The sequence below is a fragment of the Candidatus Schekmanbacteria bacterium genome, assembly GCA_016219965.1.
GTDB lineage: Bacteria > Schekmanbacteria > GWA2-38-11 > GWA2-38-11 > J061 > JACRJM01.
Genome location: JACRJM010000004.1, coordinates 593,113 through 618,229, shown reverse-complemented (window position 1 = coordinate 618,229; position 25,117 = coordinate 593,113). Strand labels below are relative to the sequence as shown.

Annotated in this window: 14 protein-coding genes; 3 read left to right on the top strand and 11 right to left on the bottom strand. The window is 39.8% G+C overall.

Annotated elements, in window-relative coordinates:
* Positions 1–103: 103 nt before the first annotated feature.
* Both HZA77_08120 and HZA77_08115 read left to right on the top strand, forming a co-directional pair.
* Complete coding sequence (locus HZA77_08120; GenBank protein MBI5375386.1) at positions 104–1,477, top strand: cytochrome ubiquinol oxidase subunit I; 1,374 nt, start codon at positions 104–106, stop codon at positions 1,475–1,477.
* A 10-nt stretch (positions 1,478–1,487) separates the two neighbouring features.
* A complete protein-coding gene (locus tag HZA77_08115; GenBank protein MBI5375385.1) occupies positions 1,488–2,612 on the top strand; it encodes a hypothetical protein in 1,125 nt (374 codons plus the stop codon).
* 12 nt (positions 2,613–2,624) lie between these two features.
* Here HZA77_08115 and HZA77_08110 read toward each other — a convergent pair whose 3' ends face one another.
* The 11 genes from HZA77_08110 to HZA77_08060 all read right to left on the bottom strand — a co-directional run bounded on the left by HZA77_08110 (position 2,625) and on the right by HZA77_08060 (position 23,621).
* Positions 2,625–3,044, bottom strand: coding sequence for a CoA-binding protein (locus HZA77_08110; protein MBI5375384.1), 420 nt, complete (start codon positions 3,042–3,044; stop codon positions 2,625–2,627).
* A 54-nt stretch (positions 3,045–3,098) separates the two neighbouring features.
* A complete protein-coding gene (locus HZA77_08105; protein MBI5375383.1) occupies positions 3,099–12,677 on the bottom strand; it encodes a S8 family serine peptidase in 9,579 nt (3,192 codons plus the stop codon).
* A 283-nt stretch (positions 12,678–12,960) separates the two neighbouring features.
* Positions 12,961–13,359 (bottom strand): putative toxin-antitoxin system toxin component, PIN family, encoded by a 399-nt coding sequence (locus tag HZA77_08100; protein ID MBI5375382.1) that lies wholly within the window; start codon positions 13,357–13,359, stop codon positions 12,961–12,963.
* Between the two features lie 7 nt (positions 13,360–13,366).
* Positions 13,367–13,549 carry a hypothetical protein gene (locus tag HZA77_08095; GenBank protein MBI5375381.1) on the bottom strand — a complete coding sequence of 61 codons (183 nt, stop codon included), beginning with the start codon at positions 13,547–13,549 and terminating at the stop codon, positions 13,367–13,369.
* Between the two features lie 151 nt (positions 13,550–13,700).
* A complete protein-coding gene (hisD, locus tag HZA77_08090; protein MBI5375380.1) occupies positions 13,701–14,993 on the bottom strand; it encodes a histidinol dehydrogenase in 1,293 nt (430 codons plus the stop codon).
* Between the two features lie 10 nt (positions 14,994–15,003).
* Positions 15,004–16,257, bottom strand: a complete 1,254-nt coding sequence (murA, locus tag HZA77_08085; GenBank protein ID MBI5375379.1) for a UDP-N-acetylglucosamine 1-carboxyvinyltransferase — start codon at positions 16,255–16,257, stop codon at positions 15,004–15,006.
* On the bottom strand, positions 16,242–17,171 hold the full coding sequence (gene prmC / locus HZA77_08080) for a peptide chain release factor N(5)-glutamine methyltransferase (protein MBI5375378.1): 930 nt from the start codon (positions 17,169–17,171) through the stop codon (positions 16,242–16,244). Before prmC ends, murA begins: the two co-directional genes overlap by 16 nt.
* Positions 17,172–17,219: 48 nt before the next feature.
* On the bottom strand, positions 17,220–18,290 hold the full coding sequence (prfA, locus tag HZA77_08075) for a peptide chain release factor 1 (protein MBI5375377.1): 1,071 nt from the start codon (positions 18,288–18,290) through the stop codon (positions 17,220–17,222).
* Positions 18,291–18,439: 149 nt separating this feature from the next.
* Positions 18,440–18,649, bottom strand: a complete 210-nt coding sequence (rpmE, locus tag HZA77_08070; GenBank protein MBI5375376.1) for a 50S ribosomal protein L31 — start codon at positions 18,647–18,649, stop codon at positions 18,440–18,442.
* A gap of 103 nt (positions 18,650–18,752) precedes the next feature.
* Entirely contained in the window at positions 18,753–20,009 is a 1,257-nt protein-coding gene (gene rho, locus HZA77_08065) for a transcription termination factor Rho (protein MBI5375375.1), read from the bottom strand.
* A gap of 714 nt (positions 20,010–20,723) precedes the next feature.
* Positions 20,724–23,621 carry a hypothetical protein gene (locus HZA77_08060; protein ID MBI5375374.1) on the bottom strand — a complete coding sequence of 966 codons (2,898 nt, stop codon included), beginning with the start codon at positions 23,619–23,621 and terminating at the stop codon, positions 20,724–20,726.
* Positions 23,622–23,869: 248 nt separating this feature from the next.
* Between HZA77_08060 and HZA77_08055 the strand changes: the two genes are divergently transcribed.
* Positions 23,870–25,018, top strand: coding sequence for a hypothetical protein (locus tag HZA77_08055; protein MBI5375373.1), 1,149 nt, complete (start codon positions 23,870–23,872; stop codon positions 25,016–25,018).
* The last annotated feature ends 99 nt before the right edge of the window (positions 25,019–25,117 follow it).

The window sequence follows — 25,117 nt, the reverse complement described above, 5'->3', positions numbered from 1 at the left end:
ACAAATTTGCAAGGGCTGTATAGAATATTCCTATCTATAATATTCGCATGGCATTATTGAGAAGTATGTTAATCAATTAAATTATAAACTGGAGGAAGAGAAAATGCATTATCCCTGGTGGTATGTTCCCTTTCTAACATCCCCGATGCTGATTGCAGGTGTTTCTGTGTTTCATGTTTTTGTTTCCATGTATGCGGTAGGAGGAGGTTTGTTTCTTGCAGCCGAGACTCAATACGCCTACAAAACCGGGAACCGGGCTTATTTAAGTTATTTAAAAGATCATGCATGGTTCTTCATTCTTATAACAGCTGTTTACGGCTCCATAACCGGTGTAGGAATATGGTGGACAATCGGCCTTGCTTCTCCCCTTGCTACGGAAGCATTGATTCACATATTCGTATTCGGCTGGGCAATGGAATATGTTTTCTTTGTTCTTGAGATCGCTTCGGCATTCATCTTTTATTATTACTGGGACAGACTTAGCTCAAAAACCCACCAGACAATCGGGTGGATTTATGGAATCTCTGCATGGATAAGCCTTGTTCTTATAACAGGTATCACAGCCTTTATGCTTCACCCGGGAAACTGGCCGGCAGACCAGTCCTTCTGGTCTGCGTTCCTTAATCCGCAGTTTCTGCCGCAGACAATTGCACGAACCGGAGGTTCACTTCTTCTGGCATCGCTTTATGTCTACATGCATGCTGCATTTCGCCTAAAGGATAAGAGTCTGCAGGGGCTAATAAGCACGCGCTCCACAAAGCCGGGTCTTCTTGGCGCCATACTTGTAACAGTTGGAGGACTCTGGTGGTTTGCTGCACTTCCTGAATCAGCTAAGGCAGCGCTTGCAGCAGCAAGCGTTTTAAATGTGCTCATGGTACTCATATTCCTCCTGACCATAGTTGTGTTCATTATGCTTTATCTGGGGCCATTCAGAAACCCGGGGTGGATAACACCCGGATTTGCTATCTTGCTTTTCACTTTCGGTCTCGCTGCAACAGGAACAGGAGAGTTCATAAGGGAAGCAGTACGCAAACCTTTTGTTGTCTATGATGTCGTTCTCAGCAATCAGATTCTTCCATCTGAGATACCGAGCTTGAAGAAGAATGGCTATCTCGAAGGAGGAGTATGGACAAAAGCTTTTATTGCAAGCTATTACCCTTCTGCGCTCAATCCTGAAGGACAAATAAACGAAGCAGAGCTTTTGAATCTTCCCCAAAGCGAAAGGATAAAAATCGGAGAAGTCCTTTTCCAGTACCACTGTAACGACTGCCATGCAGCAGGCGATGGTTATTCTGCTGTTGGACAAGTTACACGCGGCTGGACACCTGAAATGACATTAACCCTTTTAAGGCATCTTGATCAGGCGCACTTTTTCATGCCTCCCTTTGCCGGTACAGATGAAGAAGCAATGTTGCTTACAGATTACATTCAATCAATTGCAAAACCATTTCCTCAGGGCTTGCCCCGTGAGAATTAGGAGATAGACGATGATGACTATGACACTTCTTGCACCTGACAATGCACTTGGGTTTCCCGCACCTTACTGGTTTATTGTTTTCTTCAAGGTACTCGGTTTCACACTCCACATGGTACCGATGAATATATGGTATGCAGGGATTATAACCATGCTCCTCCTTAGAAAGTTTGGAGGAGAAAACGGTAAACGACTAAGTGACCGCGTTCTTAATGCAATGCCGGTTATAATTTCAATTGGCGTAAATTTCGGTATAGTCCCGCTTCTCTTCACACAGGTCGCTTATTACAAGGTCTTCTACCCTGCTACAATACTTATGGCATGGCCCTGGTTCAGTATTTTTATACTGCTCACAGCGGCATATTACGGAGTCTATTATTATGTTGTGGGGCTTCGAAGCGGAACCATGACCGGAATAAAATATGCGGTAGGCTGGGTTTCCGCAATTTCCTTCATGCTCATCGGGTTTCTTTTTGCAAACAGCTTCAGTCTAATGACAAACATCGGGGCATGGGAAGCGCTGTGGAAAGCTAACAGCATTGGCGGGGCATCTCTTGGAACTGCTCTAAACATCGGTGACCCTGTCCTTATACCACGCTGGCTCATGATGTTCGGACTTGCCATTACGACAACGGCAGCCTACGTAATAATTGATAGCGGCTTTTTCGCGGGAAGCGAAAAAGATAATTACAAAAAATGGACATCTGATTTTGCGCTTAAAATGTATCTTGTCGGGATTTTATGGTTTGCCGCAGCAGGCTCATGGTATTTTTTCGGCGCCATTAATCCGGCTGTCAGAGCTCACCAGCTTGGAGGTAACTTTTTTATACTCACAGCTTTAACTGCCGTTGCACCCGGAATACCTTTCATTTTGATTTTACTATTCCGCAAATCACTGACAAAGGGGAAGGCATTGGCAATCGGTCTTGCACAGTTTATTGTGCTCGCCTTAAATGCCATAAGCCGCCAGATTGTTCAGAACAAGGAATTATCAGCATATCTTGATGTAACTGGAGAAAAGGTGAACATTCAATGGAGCCCGCTTATAATTTTCCTTATTCTTTTTGTGATAGGTGTAGGAATTGTCGTGTGGATGGTAATGCAGGTTGCAAAGAGTCCAAAGAAGGCAGAGGCATAATTGATTGCCTGATTAATCTCTTTCGGGGAAGACCTTTACGTATTCTTTGTACAGGCATTTGTCCTGTATAAAGATAATGCCTTCTTTTTCTGCGAGTTCGCGGGCGGTATCGCTTACGATGCCTTCCTGCAGCCAGATGACGTCTATGTCGCCTTTTATCTTTCTTCTTTCTATAGCTTCTTTCACAACTTCAACTGCTTCCTCAGAGGGACGGAAAACATCAAGGATGTCTATCCGCTCAGATATGTCACTTAGGTTCTTATGGCATTTAATGCCAATGATCTCATCTGCTGAAGGATTGATTGGAACCACATTGTAGTCCTGCGATACGAAATAAGCAGGGACAAGCTGCGCCGGTTTGTCAGGGTTCTTAGACATCCCGTAAACTGCTATGGTCTTTGACTTCTCAAATATTTTGCGAAGGTTTTTCATTTGATTGTTTCTATCCTGCTCAAGCTCATAAGCAATAACATAAAAACAATCAAGCTATTTTTTCTTCAAAATATTTATCTTCTTACTGTTGCTCGTTCCGTAAATTGTCTTAATGTAAATATCTTTCTTGCCTATTGATGTTCCAGTGGGGACTTTAAATGTAATCACGTCATTGTTCCAGGATTTCCAGACAATCTTTTTTCCGCCAAGATAGAGTGAACGTTTGCTGTCGGCATCTTCATCTCTGCCAAAGTTCTGTCCGCTTATTGAAACAACCTGTCCTTGTTTAGCCTTGCTTGGAACTGTTGTAATCTTTGATAAGCTCTTCTTGATGTAATATTTTATTGTTTCAACAGACGGGTTCCCACTTTCATCTTCTACAGAAACATTATAATTTCCATACTTTAACCATGGCACCTCAATTGATATTTCTGTGTCAGTCCAGTTCAATACATTACATTCAGAAGATTTTCCGCTCTTGGTGAAATAGACCTTCCCCTGTTCAGACCCAAAACACTGCCCGCTTATTACAACTTCCTCGTATGCGTATCCCTGAGTTTTATCAATTGAACTTATCTGCGGCCGTTCACATCCCCCTACGATTAATTGCTTCTCAATAGTGGCACCACCGCAATCATTAAAAGCAGTCATAGTAACCGTATAAACTCCATGACTCGCATATTCGTGAGAAGGATTCATATCTTCGCTCGGTTCACTATAATCACCAAAATCCCACAGGCAGGAATCATGCTCCGGAACAGAATTATCCCAGAAGTTAACAGTCATAGTTTCAGTAATAACCTCATGATCAAAATCTGGATTGATAATATCTGCCAAAGCCTCCATATCAACATTCCATACATCATTAGCGGAAGTCCATTTTGTAGTTGTCTCTCCGCTATCTAAACAATACTCATTATTCTCACTCTTATCCCAGTAAACAAATGACAGCATATCGCCCTGCTCTGCCCCTTCATCAACAGAAAGCGTACTTGGATTGTCACCATAAACTTTGACAGAATATTTTCCCTCAGAACAAACCGTGCCAGCACCCAACAATAATAGGGGATTCTTCTCATCAAACACCGCCATCTCATCCCCAATTTCTGCGTAATCACTGCTGTATGACCTCAAATCCCCCCAGAATGTAACAAAACTGCCTGACGTTGTTGGTATAGTAAAGTGCTCAAGCTGCGGATTAGATATTGTTAACGGGATAACTTCTAGATTGTTATCTTCATCACATTCGATAATTGCACTGCCGCTGTCGGCAAAAACGATAAGATAATGATATTCACCAGATGGGATTATTGCCTGGTCTGACAGGAATTTGCTTGAGCCAGCTGAAAGGGCGGTCACGTGAAATACTTTAAGAGTATAGTCGGTTAAATCTTTCTTGTTGTCCTTTGATAGATATACCGTAACATCAAAAGATGCTGCATCTGCAACGCAGTTTGTTTTGTCATTTAGCACAGTGATGGATATGTTCTCAAAGCTTCCCATACAAGTTGAATTATTAAAGCTGATATTTAATATCTGTAAATCAGGCCGTTCATCAGTATTCTTCTCAAACACGGCATCAATAGTATGCTCTAATGTGACATAATTGAAGGTATATTTGTTATTAGCTAATTCAACTGGGCCGCCATCTACCTTCACTTCTTTTACATGATAACCTTCAAGTGAGGTAATCGTAAATTCCTTATTATTTCCGTAATCTATCGGAATCTCCCCTGAAGGAGATATTGAACCGCCGACTCCGGCAGTTGCCTTAATAATATGTTTATCTATTTCAAATATAGCATCTATCGTATGCGGTGCGGTGACATAACTGACGGTATACTTGTTATCAATTAATTCAACCGGTCCACCATCTACCTTCACTTCTTTTACATGATAACCTTCAAGAGTGTTAATTGTGAATTCCAGATCATTACCGTAATCTACAGAAATCTCTCCTAACGGAGATATTGAACCTCCTGTACCAGCAGTCGCAGTAATGATATTCTGAATAGATTCAAAACTTGCATCTATTGAGTAATTCGCGGAAACGTCATTAAATGTGTATTTGTTATTTGTTAATTGCACAGGGTTGCCGCCAACTCTTACTTCTTTTATTTTGTAGCCGGTTAAGGGTGAAATTGCGTATTCCTGCGATTCACCTTTCTCAATAATTGTATCCCCGGATGGTGATATAGAGCCACCTTCACCTACAGTCGCATTTATGGTAAATGTTTCTGTCTTATAAATGTAGTTCCCATTGAAATTTATAATGCCACTTATTGGCGCAGAATAATTATTATAATCGTATTCTCCTGCATATCCGCCTAATTTAAAAATATATCCATTGCTTTCAACAACCGCTGCGTTTGCAAATCCTGAGGGGAATTCACTGGTTAAAGTTTTCCACTCACTCAATGTTCCATCTAAATTAACCTTGGCAGCAAAAACATTTTTATTATACATACTCCCTGTCCAGCCGCCCATGACAAAAATATATCCATTGTTCGCCACTGCCTTATGTGCTGTTAAAGGGGAAGGTAATGAAGGAATGTTAACTGTGTCCCAGTCACCTAACGTGCCATTGTTGTTAATTTTAGCTGAATAAACTTTTGATTGATAACTATCTGATTCACCACCTATTACAAATACATATCCGTTGCTCACTACAGCCGCATGGCTACTTAATGGTTTTGGTAAAGGAGGAATATTTTTGTTTGTCCAATCGCCAATTGTACCATTGGAATAAATTGGGGCCGAGTAGACAGCAGTGTCATTTTGGGTGCCGTCTGAATATCCTCCTATCAGAAAAATATATCCGTCATTCACTATTACTACGTGATTACGCACCCCTTTAGGTAGAGATGTTGTAGGATTCCAACCCTCTATTATATTTGATGTGTTTACTTTTGCAGAATAAACATAGTCACAGGTACTTGCCCCGCCATAAGTTCCACCTAAAACAAAAATATATCCATCGTTCATTACAGCTGCATGCGCTTGTGGTGCATACGGTAAAACAGAATCACTTAAAGACGTCCAGTCTCCTAATGTTCCATCGGCATTAACTGTTGCGGTGGAAATTTCATTATTATATTTGCCATCATTAGAATATCCACCTAAAACAAAGATATAGCTGTTGTAAGCGACAGCTGCATGACCATACAGATAATGTGATGTTATATTCTTAGTTATGCTCCACTCACCAAGAGATCCACTTTTTGTAAGAGTTTTTGTTTGAGGTGAAGGCTTAGTATATCCAGAAACTTTGTTGTAAGTTATAGTATAGTCACCTACAGTAACATCAGAAACAGACCATGAAGTTCCTTTGCCGGTAAATGGGCCATCAGGTCCGTCGATAGTAAATGATGCCTTATCAATATTATTCGTAACATTTATTGCCCCAGCGTCATCAGAAACTGAATAACCTTTTTGAGTTATAGTGACAACCTTCCCTTCAACATTTATATGGCCGGTTCGTCCAGTCGTATTGGTGTTAGTAACTACCTCATAATTTATATTTCCATTTCCACTTCCGGCTTTATTGTCCAAACTTATAGTTATCCATTCTGCATCGCTCACTACAGACCAATCACAACCATAAGTCGCCGTTACAACAATTGTCCCTGTTTCTTTCTTGTACTTAAACGCTTGGCTATCCGGAGAGATCGTAATCAAAGCTTTGCATGGGTTAACAGCGGTAGTAAAAGTCCACACGCTTCCGCTAAACTGCTCACTCTTTGCAGATTTAACCCCTGAAGTAACATTAACTGAATAAGAAGTGTCGTATGAGAAGTCTTTGTTTGGGTTAATAACAGCAACTCTTGTTGAACTTGTATAAGTCACAGCAGACTCGACTCCTGCAATAAAGAGATTTAATTTTGTTATTGTCGAAGCATTCATATCTTCAGAAAAAGTTATCTCAACATTCCTTGATATATCAACTTCGGCTTCACCTGAAGCGGGCGACTTATTTATTATTCTTGGACCGGACGGTATAAAGCTTACAGAAATTGTTGCAGTTGAAACATTCCCTGCTATGTCTTCTGCTGTTACTGTAATATTATTTGAGTCTTCCTGTAAATCAGCGGAGAATGTCCAATTTGATAATGACCCTGTATTTGACGCACCAGTGTTTATACTAATTGATTTTAACCCTGAACCTCCGCTATCAGAAGCAGTCCCGGAAATGGTGATAGGAGTTTTAGAACTTTCATACCCTGATTTTGGGGAAGATATGTTGATTGCAGGAGCAACATTATCTATTTTTATAGAATCTGTACATGTATCTGATATGTTGCCTGCGAGATCTCTAAACCATACATATACATTCTTTGTCGTGCCATCTCCACTTAATGAGTAATTGCTTATTGTATCATTAAAAGATTTTGATGAAGTGACTGTATTCCATCCCGGATTATCTAAACTCGGAACAGATGAAGCATTAGAGATAAAATAACCTGTAATCCCTATATTATCATAGGCTGATAATTTTACTTTAACCGAAGAACTGTTCGTATATTCATCATTATCATTTAGGCTAACGTAGCCTGATGGTTTGCTTGTTTCTTGGGTAATATTTAATGTGACAGTAACAGATATTTGTGCAGGACTGCCATTTACTGTAGCAGATATATTGACTGTATCATTATATGGACTACCCTGTTGAGTTAATCCAGTAATATCAACAGTCATCTGGATTGATCCTGAACCGGTACTTTCTTGAGGTTTAATAGTTAGCCATGGACTGGGGCTGTTGCCGGTTGTGGATGCGGTCCAGTGTATGGAATCATCCCCCGTAACTGTTACAGTCAAATATTGTGACCCCGGATTTTTTGAACCCTCTGCCGCAGAAAAAGATACGTTTTGCTGGTCAGCTTTTATTGAGGCAAGCGCTTTGACTTCAAAAGGCCCATAGTAACTAACATTATTGTCTCTTGCTTCATGAGATTCACTAACACTGTCAACTTTAGCAATGAAATACTTAGTTTTCCCAATGTCTTCTTTAATAAATGTGTAATCATAAGATTTTGAAGTCGCCTTCCCGGTGCCCAGAATTATTAGCCCTTTTTCGCCAAGCTTCTTACTAAAATCTGCTGAATCGTTTCCTATATAAAATGCTATCTTGTTATCATCTGCACAACCAGCACCAATATTATTAATTCGTGTTTTCCATTTTGCATTCTGCCCTTCATAAAAAGGAGGTGCAGAATTATTATCAGTATTTAAGGAAGGTGAATCAGGCTTTAAATCAGGATTGCCATCACAGAATTGGATCTGCAAGTATGGTGCATAACTTCCTTCTTCACTTGAAAAAAGCACATAATTAGCATTTAAATTATATTGCTGTAATGCTATTCCACAGTCATAGCTATATTGTTTCCAATCCTCCATTTTAGAAGTAACATCAAATGAAATCCACGCCCCCTCATCAGAAGACGACAAAGGTTTATTACAAATACTGTGCGTTGAAGGCTTATTATCATAAGTTATAGTATCTTCTTTCCATCCTTGATCAGCTGATCTCGCTTCTATTTCTATTGTACTGCTACTACTAATATTGCTTACAACAAATGTCTTCAGGTAAACCTTCAATTCAGCTTTAAGAATAGATTTCCCAGCTATTTTTTTATTAAGGTCATCAAATTGAATAAAAGCAATGCAATCTCTATACTCTCCAACTTTTAACGTCGTATCTGTACCATGATTCTGTGTAGTCCCTCCAGCTGTAACCCATGCATCGCCTTTCGTATTTATTATAGTATCAGATGTTGTATTATCCTTACCAACAATCAAAGTAACTGGAATAGGTTTTGATGAACCATTCGCACCTATTTCTTTTATTGTTATATTTCCGTTATGTGTTCCAATTGATTGGCCTGATGCATCAATATCAACCTGTAATGTATATGGCGCGGTTCCAGATGCTTTTGATAATATAATCCAACTTTGATCTTTCGTTGCAGTCCAAGATAAACTTCCTGCTCCGTCGTTCGTAATTGATATGAATTGTGGATCTGGATTTTCCATATTATAGGTCGCAGTAACAGATATATTCTCTGGCGAAACTTTTAAAACAGGAACATGGGATGATGTGGTAGTGTTGTCAACGTAAACATAAATTTCTTTTTCGTCACTAAAGCCTTCTGCATTTTCCCCTTTAACCTTAAGCCATATTTGCTGTTTGTTAGTTAATCCCAATCCATAGCTCTTGGTATCAAATTTTGTACTCCAATTATTAGTGCCGTCATTAGTTCCATTACCTATAAAATCATAATTGCCATTAGAAGGATTTCTATAATAAAACTTAACGCTGTCAGCTATTCCTGTTGTAGAAGCAGTTAAAGTGTATTGACTTGAAATAGTACTTCCTTCAGATGGTGCTGAAAAATATGGGATAATATGAGTCGTATCCCAGAAGAGTTTGTAAAGTGCGCCTATATGGCTAATTGCCTTTGGTATTACCTTGTGATAGTTTTCTTTTACATCGGAATCAGATATATCACCCCAATTATGTGTTATTTGTACCTCATAAATGTCCTCTGATTTAGGAGAATCCAATTGGCTTTTGTATTCTACTCTGAAAAAGTATCCTTCTTTCATTTGGTTAATTATAGAAGAACTAAATAATATTTTACATCTCGATGGGCTTGTTGCATAATCACTACCCAAATTTAATTTTATTCCTGTTTTGTCATATGATCCTTTATAAAGAGTTACAGTCTCAGATTTAAAACCAACATTTTTTAGTTTTATATATCCCGCCCATCTTTTTGAACCATTTTGAGATGAAATCTCAAATGAAAAACTACCATCTAAATTATTTCCGTTTATGTCTGTATTATTGCCGCTTACGTCATCGCTATCAAAATACTGACTATATTGTGCTAACTCGTAAAATAAATTTTTTAAATAACGTTCGTCTTTTTTATATGCATCAGTTCCAGGTGCACTAAGGCGATTTTTATAGTCTGCGATTGTTTGATTTGTTAAACTTTCAATATAATTTTGAATATTGTCAGAACTATTTTTGAAATACTCCTCATAACTATCATCACCAACTAAAGTCTCAGAACTATTATGCCCATCGTTGTGTGTATGAGCTGGCACACTCATATCTGCCAAAAGATGAACCATTCTTCCAAGATAATAATATGCAAAATCTGGTTCGTTGTTTTTATAATATTTTACCACGTAATCTTTCCAGTATTTTAATGCTTTATGTCCTGCATTTTTGTGATTGTCATATCCTGTATCATCTCCATTTTTATCAACTTCCCAAAAATGATTATAAAATATGTCTGCATGCCACCAATCTGGACCAGAATTAATTACATACGTCCCACTATAGTATCCAGTTCCATCTACGGGATTATAAAGGTCCTCTTCTTGGGCACCTTCTAATAAATAGTTACCAATTTCAGGGTGTGCCCCATCTTTAAGGTTATCTGAATCATCATAATCAGTATACTTGTGCTTATAGTCGGTGCCATTCTTCTTTAAGAATTTGTCAAATTCGGTTTTCATTTCCTGACTAAAGTTAACATCTTTAAATTTATTGTATGCTTCATAAGCAAGCAGTTCGTGCATAGGCGAATTATCTAATGGACCGATTGAATATTTTATTGAAACCTTATTATCTTCAATTAATATATTGCTCCGAATTGTTCGGGAGTTATTTGAAATATTCTGCTCACTTTCAACCTGACTCACTTGGCAAAGTATTTTGTAAAATGCCCCTTGAGATGAAGTATCAGGTATCCATTCGGTCTTAAAGGTGATGCTTTCGTTAGGATTCAACTGTGCTATTTTTTTCTCTTCTCCTAAGGGTTTTCCGTTCTGGGAGATATTGACATTCAGATTCTTCTCAATGAAATTACCCAAGTTTTTTACTGTTAAAACTATATATGCTTGCTCACCAACGTTAATGACTGCCGGTTCAATGATTGCTTGTATTATCGCTACATCATGTACTTCAATACTTGCAGCAGTCATCGCTTTTTCAATATCAAGGCGACCTGAACCATAGATATCGTCATAGCCCTTTTCACCAAGGTCCATAGAGCTGTCACTAAGAATCTCCGCAACCTGAACATTCGATAAATTAATATTCTTCGATAATGTTAACGCAGCGGTTCCTGAAACAATTGCAGATGATAGAGATGTACCATTGAAACTCCCGTAAGATTGTTCTTCATTTGTACTGAAAATATCAACACCGGGGGCTGAAAGCTTAATATAGTCGCCATGATTAGATAAACTCCAAGCTTTGTCTGATTGGTCTGTTGCCGCAACTCCTATGACATTCGGATATGCTGCCGGATACAGTGGTTCATCTGTCCCTTCATTTCCCGCCGCAGCAATGAGAACACAATTACTGGAATAAGCATAATCTACTGCGTCATTAAGCAGCTGGGAATATCCGTAGCCTCCGAGAGAGAGATTAATCACTCTTGCCTTGTTATCCGCAGCATAAATTATTGCCTCGGCAGTATCTGAATATGTCCCCTCGCCGGAAGCGCTTATAACCTTAAGAGGCATAAGACTGCTGTTCCAGGATACTCCAGACACTCCTTCCTTATTATTACCTACTGCTCCTATTATGCCTGCAACAGCAGTGCCGTGACCGTTATCATCTGAAGGGTCTTTGTCATCATTTGCAAAATCATACCCTGCAATGAGATTGGCTTTTAAGTCAGGATGTGTAAGCTCAACTCCTGTGTCTATAACTGCAACAATAACATCAGGCCTTCCCGTTGTAATATCCCAGGCTTTTTCTGCCCCAATCTTCTGCAACGCCCACTGTTTTGGATAATATGTGTCATTGGGAACTGCCATTATCCTGGCAATATAGTTAGGCTCAGAAACTTCTATGATATTATGCTTTTTAAAGTTCTCAGATACTACAAGAGGGTCTTCACCGTCGGCAAGCTTAAGGATATAGTAATTAAGTTTCTTGATGCTTTTAATTACAGATGCACCTCTATCTTTTATGAAAGAATCTATCTCTTTCTGTGGAACATCTTTTTTGAACCTGAGAAGAAGCTGATCTGAAACATATTTTATTTCCCTTCCAGTTGAAAGGTTTTTATATGTCCTCGCTTCAAGCTTTGAAGAATCTTGTACTTTTGAGATATTGGAAGAAGGTTTACTTGCAGAGATATCTCTTCGTTTTGCCTCTTGGACGGGTGGCTGTTTATTCTGCTCGTCTGAACGTGCACTTCCTCCGCCGTTCTTCTTGACAAAAACACTTACCTTCTTAATTACAAAATTATCCTTATCATCCTTTGCAAACGCAATCACCCAGTTCCCGGCAATCTTCTGAATCCCCTCTTCAAGGGAAAGCCCTTCAAACTTTATAGTAATCTTATCCGTAATACTCTCATCAACCTCGATATCAATCCCTGATTTTGCTGAGATAGACTTGAGCAGGTCTTTTACATAGGCATCCTTGGCATCAACGGATAGCTTGTTATCTTTTAAATCAAGCTGAGAAACACCCAAAGATAGTGTGGGTTGTTCTACTGCAAAGGAAAGTTGCGAAGTCAGAAAAAGAGATGACAGAAGAAGAAAAAACAGAAGGGGGATTATAAAATTATATTTCGAATGTTTATTATTCTGAAATACCCCCAACCCATTACCCCCGGTAACAAGGTTTATTAAAGACTACGTCAGGTAAAAGTAAATATATTATTTTGTCAACTAAAAAGAGTTTTCTAATTAATGCAATATAAATGCCATTTTACAGAACAGTAAATAACTTATTGATTATCAGCAAGATATAGAGATGTTAAGAATGTTGGTTTTTGCAATTATGTCTAAAAATACGACACTTTTATAGTTCTAAGCAAAAAAGTGTTTAGATTTTCGACAGAATTTATGCTCTTAGATTTCTCAAATATTTTGCGAAGGTTTTTCATTTGGTTTTGATAAACTCCCCAGGAGTGACTATCCCAAAATCAAATACTAATCCGGCTATATCAAGCAAATCATTATCCCCTGTAATTAAATAATCAGCACCAGCAGTTTTACAACATTCAAGCAACATATTATCTTCCGGATCTCTGCATATAGAAATCCTTTTAACCGGGTGGACAATTTTAGCTTTCGAAACAATTGCAGCAATTCCAGAAATAAGCGCTCGAAACTGTTTACGATCAATCTTCCCTTCTGCTTCAAGAGACAAGGGAACTCCTCGATATTCTATTAACAACTCAGGAGACACATAAATCTCAGAACTATTCAATATTTTTTTAACTGCCTTTTCAGGTACACCGCCAAAGGCAAATGCAGAAATGAGAACACAAGTATCTATAACGACTTTACTTCTTTGCGTAAATTTTTCTCCGTATTACTTTTACCGACTGTTCTATATCTTTCATGGTAAGTTTAGTTTTCTTAAATGCCTCTTTGGCAATGTTAAAAGCTGCATCGAGTCTTTCTTCAGGCGAAAGAACAGACAATAGATAATCTTCAGGGTTTATTTTTTTAATAGAAGTTCTCATTATTTCAAACCCTCCTTAACTTTTTGATCTATTCAAAAAAAATCCACTTAATATTTTATAATAATATTTTTACTCTATTATGAAAAGAAAAAAAGTTTGACTGTTTGCAAATTAATATTATTTCTCAAAACATCTTATAAAGATAATCGTTTCATTTATCAATCCTCACCTTCACCGACATTGCATGGCCTACAAGACCTTCGGTCTCCGCGATAGCGATGGCTGTGCCTGAAAGGTTATCGAATGCTTTTTTCCCGAGATAGATGATGCTTGTCTTTTTTGTAAAATCATCAACTGAAAGCGGTGATGAAAAACGCGCTGTGCCGCCGGTTGGAAGGACATGATTTGGACCAGCCACATAATCCCCTATAGGCTCTGGAGAATAGGACCCGAGAAACATTGCCCCCGCATTCTCGACCATTGAGGAAACTTTTACAGGGTCTTTCACCATAAGTTCAAGATGCTCAGGAGCGATTGTATTTGCAACTTTCAGAGCTTCCTCAATTGATGGAACTGTAATAACTGCGCCAAATCTTTCGAGTGATTTCGATGCAATCTCCCGCCTTGCAAATCCCTTTAATCTTTTCTCCAATGATTTATGAACTTCCTTTGCAATCCTTGAAGATGTTGTTATGCAGGTCGCCGAAGCATTCTCGTCATGCTCAGCCTGCGATATCATGTCCCAGGCGATAAAATCTGAGTCCGCACTTTCATCAGCGACAATCACAATCTCTGTCGGGCCTGCAATCATGTCTATTCCCACAGCCCCGAAGACCTGTTTCTTTGCAGTGGCAACAAAGATATTTCCCGGACCCACAATTTTATCCACTGCCGGAATCATATCAGTACCATAAGCCATAGCAGCTACAGCCTGCGCTCCTCCTGCCCTGTAAATCTCGTCAACACCGGCAATGTCTGCCGCTGCAAGCACATAAGGATTCATTCCGTCTTTTGACGGAGGAGTACACATTATAATTTTTTCAACGCCCGCAACCTTTGCAGGTATTGCATTCATAAGAACTGATGAAGGATAGGCTGCCTTTCCTCCCGGAACATATATTCCAACAACAGCAAGAGATGTGATTTTTTGTCCCGTAATAGTGCCGTCTTTTTCTTCATAAATCCATCCGGAACGAAGTTCTCTCATGTGGAAAGCCTTTATACGCACTGCCGCTCGTTTAAAGTTTCTTATATCATCAGCAGGAATTCTGCTTACAGCTTCTTTTATCTCATCTTTAGTTACGAGAAGGTCTGAAGATTTTTTGATTATGACTTTATCAAAAGCCCGCGTATATTTGATCACAGCCTTGTCGCCGTTTTTCCTCACATCAGCAATAATCCGGCTCACGCTCTGTTCAATCTTTTTATCCTCTTTGTATTTCCTGGATTTCAATGCTTTTATAAATGCGTCGAATTCCCTTGAACCTGATCTGATTGTCTTCACCGGAATCCCCTTATGATATTCTTTTTATACGGGCACCAAGACCCTCAAACTTTTTTTCTATTTTCTCATAACCGCGGTCAATATGATAAATACGTTGAACAAGCGTGTCTCCTTTTGCTGCAAGCCCGGCTATTATGAGGCTTGCACTTGCTCTTAAATCTGTCGCCATTACCGGAGCACCTTTAAGGCTTTTCACTCCCCTTACAACAGCAGTATTCCCGTTAATAGTTATATCAGCACCCATGCGGAGAAGCTCGCCGACATGCATGAACCTGTTCTCAAAGACTGTCTCTGTAATAACGCTTACACCCTCTGCCAATGACATCAACGCCATGAATTGCGCCTGCATGTCCGTTGCAAATCCCGGATATGGTGAAGTTTTAATGTCAACAGATTTTAACCCTCCGCCATTCTTGAGAGTTATCCAATCTTCTCCTTCTGTAACATTTGCACCTGATTCCCTGAGTTTATTGAGAAGAGCCGTGATATGATTCGGTACGCATTTTCTGACAGTGACTTCACCGCCTGTTATAGCTGCGGCAACAAGAAATGTCCCTGTCTCAATCCTGTCCGGGATCACATCCCATTCCAGGGGTTTTAATTTCGCTCTTCCGGTCACTTCAATTCTCTCGGTCCCTTCCCCGCTTATTTTCGCTCCCATTTGCCTCAGCATTCCTGCAAGGTCACCTATCTCCGGCTCGCATGCTGCATTTTCTATGACTGTCTTCCCCTTAGCAAGAGCGGAAGCCATAAGCACATTTTCTGTCCCCGTAACAGTCGGCATGTCAAAGGCGATATGGGCGCCGGCAAGTCGTCCTGCTGTCGCATCAACATACCCGTTCTCAAGTTTGATTTTCCCTCCAAGCTGTTCCATGCCATGAAGGTGAAAATTGATGGGCCTTGCTCCTATCGCGCACCCTCCCGGAAGCGATACTTTGGTTTTCCCGTATTTTGCAAGCAGAGGACCGAGGACCAGAACTGATGCCCTCATAGTCCTTACAAGATCATAAGGCGCATCAAAGCAGTTTACAGCAGATGTATCAATCTCGATGGTGTTTGTATCAGTCCATTTTACCTTTGCGCCAAGATGCTGAAGCAAAAGCCTGAATGTTTCAATGTCCCTAAGATGTGGAACGTTTCTTATGACTGATTTGCCTCTGGTAAGCAATGAGGCTGCCATAGCAGGAAGGGCTGAGTTCTTTGCCCCGCTTATAAGCACTTCACCGTTCAACTTCTTGCCGCCGGTCACTACGATTTTTTCCACGTCTCCAATGCCCTTTCTTTGCCGGAATAATCATTAATAAATTTTGTTGAAATATACTTTCCGCAGGAATCTATTATTTTAATAAGCTCTTCTTTCTGGCTCTCACCTGTTTCAATCAGAAGCATCCCGCCGGGCATTAAATATTCCCACGCAGACCTGATTATCTTCTCAATTATCTCCGTTCCTCCATCTCCTCCATCAAGAGCAACCCTCGGTTCCCATTCAGATACTTCCGGTTCAAGCCTGTCAATCTCAACGGAAGATATATATGGAGGATTGGCAACGATTATATCAAATGCCTTCCTCTTTTCAACAAGACTGTCGCTGAAAGCCTGGAAAATATCCGCTTCAACAAAGAGGATATTACCGTAAAGATTATCTCTTTGCACATTAATTGATGAATTGAGTTTTGCAATTTTCAATGCGCCATAGGAAATATCGGTGGCAACTACGTGAGCAGACCTCAGTATATTCTTAATGGTAATTGCTATTATCCCTGAACCGGTTCCCACATCAAGGATTCGCAAAGACCGCCCTTCGCTCTCTGCGTTTAAGAAAAGTTTTTCAGCATCAACGACTATGGTTTCTATCAGGATTTCTGTCTCGGGCCTGGGAACAAGGACTTCATCATTTAAAACAAAGTCTCTTGACCAGAATTCCTGCTTGCCCGTAATGTATTGGATGGGTTTTCTCTGCAGCCTTTGAACAAGAAGTGATTGGAACTCTTCCAGCTCTTTTTCAGAAAGTATTTTCTCAGGGTTGCTGTATAAATAAATCCTTTCTGCATGAAGAACCTTGCAAAGGATAAGTTCGCTGTCGAGTCTTGCTGAACTTATCCCTGCAGATTGGAGCTTTGCTGATGCATTTTTAAGGACTTCAGAGATGTTAAAAAGCATATTAGTAATAATGGTCAAAAAAACAAGATTGCTTCGCTCTCGCTCGCAATGACTTCATTGGCAGATTTACACAGCTGTCTGCTGTAACAGTTCAGTCTGATATGAAGAGATAAGTGCGTTCACTATTTCATCGATCTCTCCATCAAGTACAGCATTCAATTTATGAAGAGTAAGCCCGATTCTATGGTCAGTAACACGTCCCTGAGGGTAATTATATGTCCTTATCCTCTCGCTTCTGTCACCTGTGCCGACCTGGCTTTTTCTCGTCTTTGCAATCTCGTCCTGCTGTTCCTGTTGCATCCTCTCAAGGAGCCTTGCACGCAGAATCTTTAATGCCTTTGCCTTGTTCTTATGCTGTGATTTTTCATCCTGGCAGCATACAACCGTATTGGTCGGTATATGTGTAACCCTTACTGCAGAATCAGTGGTATTGACGCTCTGCCCTCCAGGGCCTGATGAACGGTAAACGTCAATTTTTAACTCTGTCGGGTCTATGTTGATTTCGACATCTTCAGCTTCAGGAAGCACTGCAACCGTTACTGTTGATGTATGTATTCTCCCGCCTGCTTCAGTTAAGGGAATTCTCTGCACCCTGTGAACGCCGCTTTCAAACTTCAGAAAGCTGTAAACTTTTTCGCCTTCAATAAGCGCTATTATTTCCTTAAACCCTCCTATCCCGGTTGGATTGGAGGTTAATATCTCTACTTTCCATTTTTTCTTTTCAGCAAACATGGTGTACATCCTGAAAAGATTCGCCACAAAGAGCGCTGCTTCATCTCCGCCTGCCCCTGCTCTTATTTCAAGCAGTATGTTTTTCTCATCATTGGAGTCCTTGGGAAGCAACAAAATCTTAAGTCGTTCGGTTATTTCATTGACTGACTGTTCGAGGATGGATATCTCATCCTTTGCCATATTTCTAAGCTCTTCATCATTCTCGGTACGAAGAAGTTCTTTATTGTCATCAAGCTGTTTCTTTATTTTCTTATATTCCCTGTAAACATCTACTATCTTGGATAATGCTGCCCGCTCTTTTGAATACTGGGTAAAAGCATTCCTGTCCTGATGAACAGACGGATCGGAAAGCAGATTCCCCAATTCTTCGTAGCGTTCTTCTGTTTTGTCTAATCTATCAAACATTTATATAATATTGTATAATGTGATTGTTTATAGGAATAACCTGTTTATCTATAATAAAAAAAAGGAATAAGGGAGCTAACCTTTTCCTTTTGTTTGAGGAGCTGTTACAGCTTTTAAGACGTGAATGAGGATAGGATTTATCTCTACTGTCAATCCTGTTTATCCTTCTTATATTTCCTCTTAAACTTTTCTACCCTTCCGGCTGTATCAACAAGCTTTTGCTTGCCCGTATAGAAAGGATGGCATCTTGAGCATACTTCTATGTGTATGTCCTCACGCGTTGACCTTGTTTGTAGGATTTCACCGCATGCACACTGAATTCCGGTTTCCGCGTATTTTGGATGAATATCTTTTTTCACTTAAATTTCCTCCTATCCAGCTTTTTACCCCTACTAACTGGCTGATTGTTTTGTTTTGACTGTTTTATTTATACTAATAAAATTCTCTTTTCAAGAAAAAAAATCAGGTGTTCATAGAATTAAGGAATTCCTTATTGCTTTTCGTTGCCTTCATTTTTTCACACAGAAATTCCATTGCATCAACAACTCCCATTGGATTGAGGAACTTCCTCAATATCCATATCTTGTTAAGTTCTTCTGCTTCAATAAGGAGCTCTTCTTTTCTCGTTCCGGATTTAGTCATGTCAATTGCAGGATAAACACGTTTATCAACAAGTCTCCTGTCGAGGTTTACTTCCATGTTGCCCGTGCCCTTAAATTCTTCAAATATGACATCGTCCATCCTGCTGCCTGTATCTATAAGGGCAGTAGCTATGATGGTAAGACTTCCTCCCTCTTCAATATTACGTGCAGCTCCAAAAAACCTTTTTGGCCTTTGAAGCGCATTGGAGTCAATACCTCCGGAAAGTATCTTTCCGCTTGGCGGCTGAATGGCATTATGTGCCCTTGCTAATCTTGTAATACTATCAAGAAGAATAACAACATCCCTCTTATGCTCAACAAGCCTCTTTGCCTTCTCTATTACCATGTCAGCTACCTGCACATGTCTTGTCGGAGGTTCATCGAATGTTGAGCTCACAACCTCTCCCCTGACTGAACGCTCCATGTCGGTAACTTCCTCCGGACGCTCATCTATAAGAAGCACTATCAGAACGACCTCCGGATGATTATTCGTGATGCTGTTGGCAATAGCCTGAAGAAGCATTGTTTTCCCTGTTCTCGGTGGAGCAACTATAAGTCCCCTCTGTCCCTTGCCTATCGGAGTCAGAAGATCCATTATCCTCATTGACATGTTGTCTTTTACTCCCTCAATCTCAAGCTTTATCCTTTCCTGAGGATAGAATGGAGTCAGGTTGTCAAAAAGTATCTTATCCTTTGTTGCTTCGGGCGGTTCATAGTTGATTGCTTCAACCTTTAAAAGCGCAAAATAACGTTCCCCTTCTTTCGGAGGTCTTATTTGTCCTGCTACAGTATCACCTGTACGGAGGTCAAATTTCCTTATCTGCGACGGAGACACATAGATGTCGTCAGGACCGGGCAGATAGTTATAGTTAGGGGAGCGGAGAAACCCGAACCCATCAGGAAGTATCTCAAGGACTCCCTCACCATAAAGCAGACCATTCTTTTCTATCTGGGCACGCAGAATTTCAAAAATAAGTTCCTGTTTTCTAAGCGTGCTTACACCGTTAATTCCAAGCTTTCTGGCAGTTGAGCTTAACCCAGCTATAGTCATTTGCTTTAATTTACGGATATCGAGCATGGCATTTTCGTCGGTTCCTACGAACATGACTTCATCTGTCTTCGTACCGTTGTTCTTCGCTCCGTTGCTCTTCACTTCGTTGTTTTTCGCTTCGTTGCTCTTCAGCCCGTTTTCTCCATTATCTTCTTTGCTCTTTTTTACATCCTTGTTGTCAACCCTTGCCATAAACTTGATCCTTTCGTAATTACAAATTATTACCTTTTTTCTTTCCTGAATTGAAACACCCTGCCAGCATACAATAGCTTCGCCTCATCGTTTTAAAACAACTACTTTCCCGCCAATCATCATTTATCTTTCAGCATGATATGTAATGGCCACACTTTCAATAATCCGGAACATTATCAACTCTCCAGGTTAATTGCCGGGATATTATTCACAGATTGGTAATGTTTTAACCATGATGGCAGGCAACTTGCCTTTAAGTGCTTCGCAATGTTTAAAGGAATTTTTTAACTTCAAATCACTAACTCTTAATATTATTCCCGAATATTTTGGTGGGCTTCTGAATTGTTTTTTTTAAATTTGCCTAATTTTTAAATTACTTTTTTTTATTTGTTAATTTTCTGGGATCTAAATAGAAGGTTTTCCAAGAACATTATTTATACTAATCGCTTATGATTTTTTTGTCAATCAGATTTTTTTAAATTTTTTAAAACGCTCCCCTATTCGGTCAATTACATGTCAGATAATAATAAATTTTTTTTACCAGAAATATCACAGTAAATCAAGACGGTCTATAAGATCGTTAAGCCTCATTATGTATTCCTCGACAGATTCATTCTTAACAGGCAGTTTCCTGTTCTTATTAGCAATCTCAATTTCATGCTGTTTCAACAACTCGCCTGCCTCAATAATCCTTTTCTTTGCTTCAGTCGTATCTTCTTTCCCTGAATAAAGCCCGTCAACAGAAGAGTTAATCAGCTCTGTTATATCTTGTTTCCTGTAAAAGTCGCTTATCTTATTGTTTATTTCATCTATTGTTTTCATTTCATATTCTACGCTCGATGAAAGTCCTGCCGGATACACTCTTACATCATTTATATATATACGGCTGAATTCTCCCTCTAACCCAAAAACAAGAGTAAGGTTAGCAGTTCCTGCTGGAGCAAAAAACCTTTTTTCTATTACCCTTGAAGCTTTCGAAGGTTGCAGCTCTGATTTTTCATAAACCAGCAGTTTTCCTTCTTTGTTTAAAAACGCAGCTGATAGGGTTACGTCCGGAAGCTGATCTCCTGATAAAAACTTTGCCACAGAATAAAGAAGACTGTTAAAGATGCTGAAAATGCCCTTATTCCCGGTAGTAGAAGGCTCAGTACGGTAATCTACCCTGCAAATATAATCGGTGTTTCCCTTTTCTATCTTCCATGGAAGGCGCAGAACTGTATTTGTACTGGTCTTTTTGTTTTCCATCTTCAGAGAGTCAATGTCAGGAATTTTTCCGGAATAAATAAACTCCTTACCTGGCCCTGGCGCCAGTTTATGGAGAGTCCTTAACATGTTTTCGCTTAGTTCCTCTGATGTCCTGTGTTTTTCAAGAGACTCAATTGAAGAAGTTTCAAGTTTCAGTTTAGAAGCAAGAAACTGCTGTTCCGCACCAATCTGTACAATAAGTGTTCCATATCTCTCGATATGCATAGGGATATAAGCTCTTTGGGCTGTGAAAACAATTTTCGCAGAGCTATCATTCAAGACGTCAAGAGCATATATACCCATAGAGCTATCTATGCCGAGGCTTTTCATATCAACATCAAGAGTGAAATCAATAACTGAATCGGATGTATTTAAGATTGTAAAAAACAAGTTCTTCTTTATTGTACCAAACCTTTCTACGTTAAGAGCAGTATGAGATGCTGAAGCATATGTTACCGGCTCCCATCCGGCATCAGAAACAAGCCGGGTAAGCGGTATATATTTTTTGTAGAAATGTCTTAGCCTTTCATATTTTCCCGGATCCCTGAAAGGGTAAGTCCCGGGGAATACCCCGAAGGCAAGGCATTTATTAAATCTTTTTTCGATTTCCTGTTCATTCAGGTTCCCTTCAACAAGACCCGGGTCTATAAATGACAAAGTCTTGTGGAAGGAAAGACCGCGCAGGTAATGGAAATGCTCTGCCGGCTGGTCGGTAGTGTATTCACCTGCACCGATTATATCAAAGAGATGTGCGCAGAAAGTCTGCACCGGAGCCCATGTATTCCCAAGCATAAGTCCGCCGTAATCATGAGTTCGCCTTGAAATCTCTGAAAAAAGCTCATAGACTTCCAGTATGCCAAGCCTTACCGGTCGTCCTGTCTTATAGCTGAATACAAGTGGAACATCAGCCGTCCTGAAATGTTCCCTCTTGTAGTCTTCCTTAAGTGACCACCACCATGGAACTATGGAATCTAAATATTCTCCGTAAAACTGTCTCGCTGCCTGAGGAGTTGTCTCCTCCCAAAAATGTGCGCGGTCAAGCGCAAACCTGCCTAGAGAAAGCTCCGGATCAGGATTTGAAAAAAAATACGGTTTATAACGTCCTATGGACAACAAGCCGTTTTCATCCTCAATTGCAGATTTAAGAGCTGTATCCACATAATTCACATTTCCCCTTAGTGTGGGATATTCTTTTTCCTTTGCCAAAGAATCATCCTTGATTTTCTTTATTATGACATCATAGGAAATGTTTTCAGGGATACTGCTCTTAGAATTTCTATCACCCCATCCAATGCCTGAACCATATGGTTCCTGATAATAAAAGAAATTGATCCCATAATAAGCATCAAAGAAGATAGTCTCATCACATGTAGAATCAAACATAAGCCCGAAATCCAGCGGCCATTTCATAAGATTCCGCTCATTCCACGCAAACCATATTCCTTCTCTTGTATTGCGTTTCCTGAATAATTCTGGAAAAAAAGAAAAATATTTGTTTGCAGCAGCGCGTAAACCCCATTCCGTATTGGTTGAAAAAATAATAAAACTGAATGAAGCGGATGAAGGAAACTTCTCCGTATCTTCGCTCATACCAAGATCGAATTCAATAAAATAACCGTCTTTCTCAGAACAGCCGATCCTGAATATTCTTGGAGAGTTAAGAGGTATAGCATAGGAAACACTGTTACTCCCAAAAGCCAGCGACGAATAAGGATACTGCGAAAAGAACCGCTCATCTCCGAGTTTAAACCAGTTTGAATATACTTCATCTGTGTCAACAACTCTTGATTTTGAAAGGCTGTCATACCAGCGTGCATTGACCACTTGAAAAGGGAGTGAAAACCTCAATATTGCCGCCCGATCTTTTCTGTCAACAGACGTTAAAGTCCCTGAAACAGAAATATACCCTTCTTCTGATATTAAATTGCAATCAATCCTGAAGTTGTTACTTATGCCTTTTAACGACAGTCCTTTTTCAGAGGAATCATCTATGCTCATCTCCACAGGAGTGAACTTTTCTTCAGGAAGACCGGAACTCCTACCTCTCCCCATATCCCTGAGATAAACTAAAGACCTGTCATGCTCAATGGGGATGTTATCTCCATTTGTTCGGACAATGCCGAGGTTACCGCTTTCGGAAAGATATAACTCCAGGTTCCCGCCTGTCAGACAGATTTCTTCAGGGAATGCATTATTAGTCAATATATTCAGAATCAGACAAAGTAAGATATTGACTAAGAAAAAATGCTTTTTGAAATATTTATTCATTTATATACTTATTAGATCAAAGAAAAATATAGGTTATAAAAACATAGAATCTCTAAGTAAGAGCTGCACAATTTTTACAAAGATTCTATATTATTTTACAAAATCTTCATAGCTCATATAGAAATAATAGTATAACATTCATACATTAAAGAATAAAATTTAAACTAAGGAGATTAATCAGTATGAAGACGGCATTAAGACTTAAAGTACGGTTCTGTTTTCTATCATGCTTCACAATGTTATTAGCATCGTTCCTTTTTTGCATTCCGTTGGTTTATTCTGAAGAAGGCAAACCCGCAGGCGGAACCGGAGCAATGGAGATGAAGGATATGGACATGTCCGGTGCCCAGCAGACTAAAACTATGGAAGGCATGCCCGGAATGGCAGGTATGTCGCACGGCGAAGGCGACATGATAATGGATGACAAAATGGTTGAAGAGATGAGACAGGCAATCCCGCAATTAAAAGGTAAGACAGATGCAGAAATACGCGCAGGCATGGCAATGATGCCCAAAGATTATGAGGCATATATCAGCGACAAGAGCCTTAAGGGAGATATAGGAGTCCTCGTAGTAGCGCACGGTGGAGGTAAAGTATGGGACGAAACACTTATTAATGCAGTAAAGCCGATTGCCAGCGCATTTCCGACTGTAATCGGTTTTGGAATGTGCATGCACAACTCAACTCACATGCAGGCAAGCGTTAACGACCTTGTTGCAGCAGGCGCAAAGAAGATAATAGTAGTTCCCACAGCTCTTAATGAGAATACATCACTTGACAGGCAGTGGGCATATATATTCGGAAAAAGCAACAAAGCCTCCTATGCAACTGTCCCGCAGATAAAGACCGAAGCAAAGATAGTAATTGCATCGGAAATGAACGACAACCCCCTTGTCTCTGAAATCATGATTGACTTTGCAAAGAAGATAAGCACAGATCCCAAAAATGAAGTTGTCTATATCGTCGGTCATGGCCCTGAAGATCCTGCTGACAATGCAAAAGTACTCGAAGTAATGGGCAGAATTGCTAAAGAAGTTAAAAAAGACGGCAACTACAATGATGTCAAATGCATTAATCTCCAGGATGACGCCCCAAAGGAAATAAGGGCTGGAAACGTGCAAAAGCTCAGAAAGATGATAGAAGAAACAAACAGCAAGAAACTTCAGCCGCTGATCATTGCACTTCTTATGTCATCCCGCGGGATTCAGCACAAAATAAAATCTGACCTTGCCGGACTTGAATACAAGTCCTATCTTGAAGGAATGTCAACACATGAGAATTTCACAAGATGGGTTCATGAAGTAATACAGGATGAAATAAAGAAGAATTAAACAGCTTAGAAAGTCAATCTGCTTTAAAGGCGGGGAAAGACATCAATCTCTCCCCGCCTTTTTATTATAAATATTTCAGTTTCCATTCGCAGTTCTTTG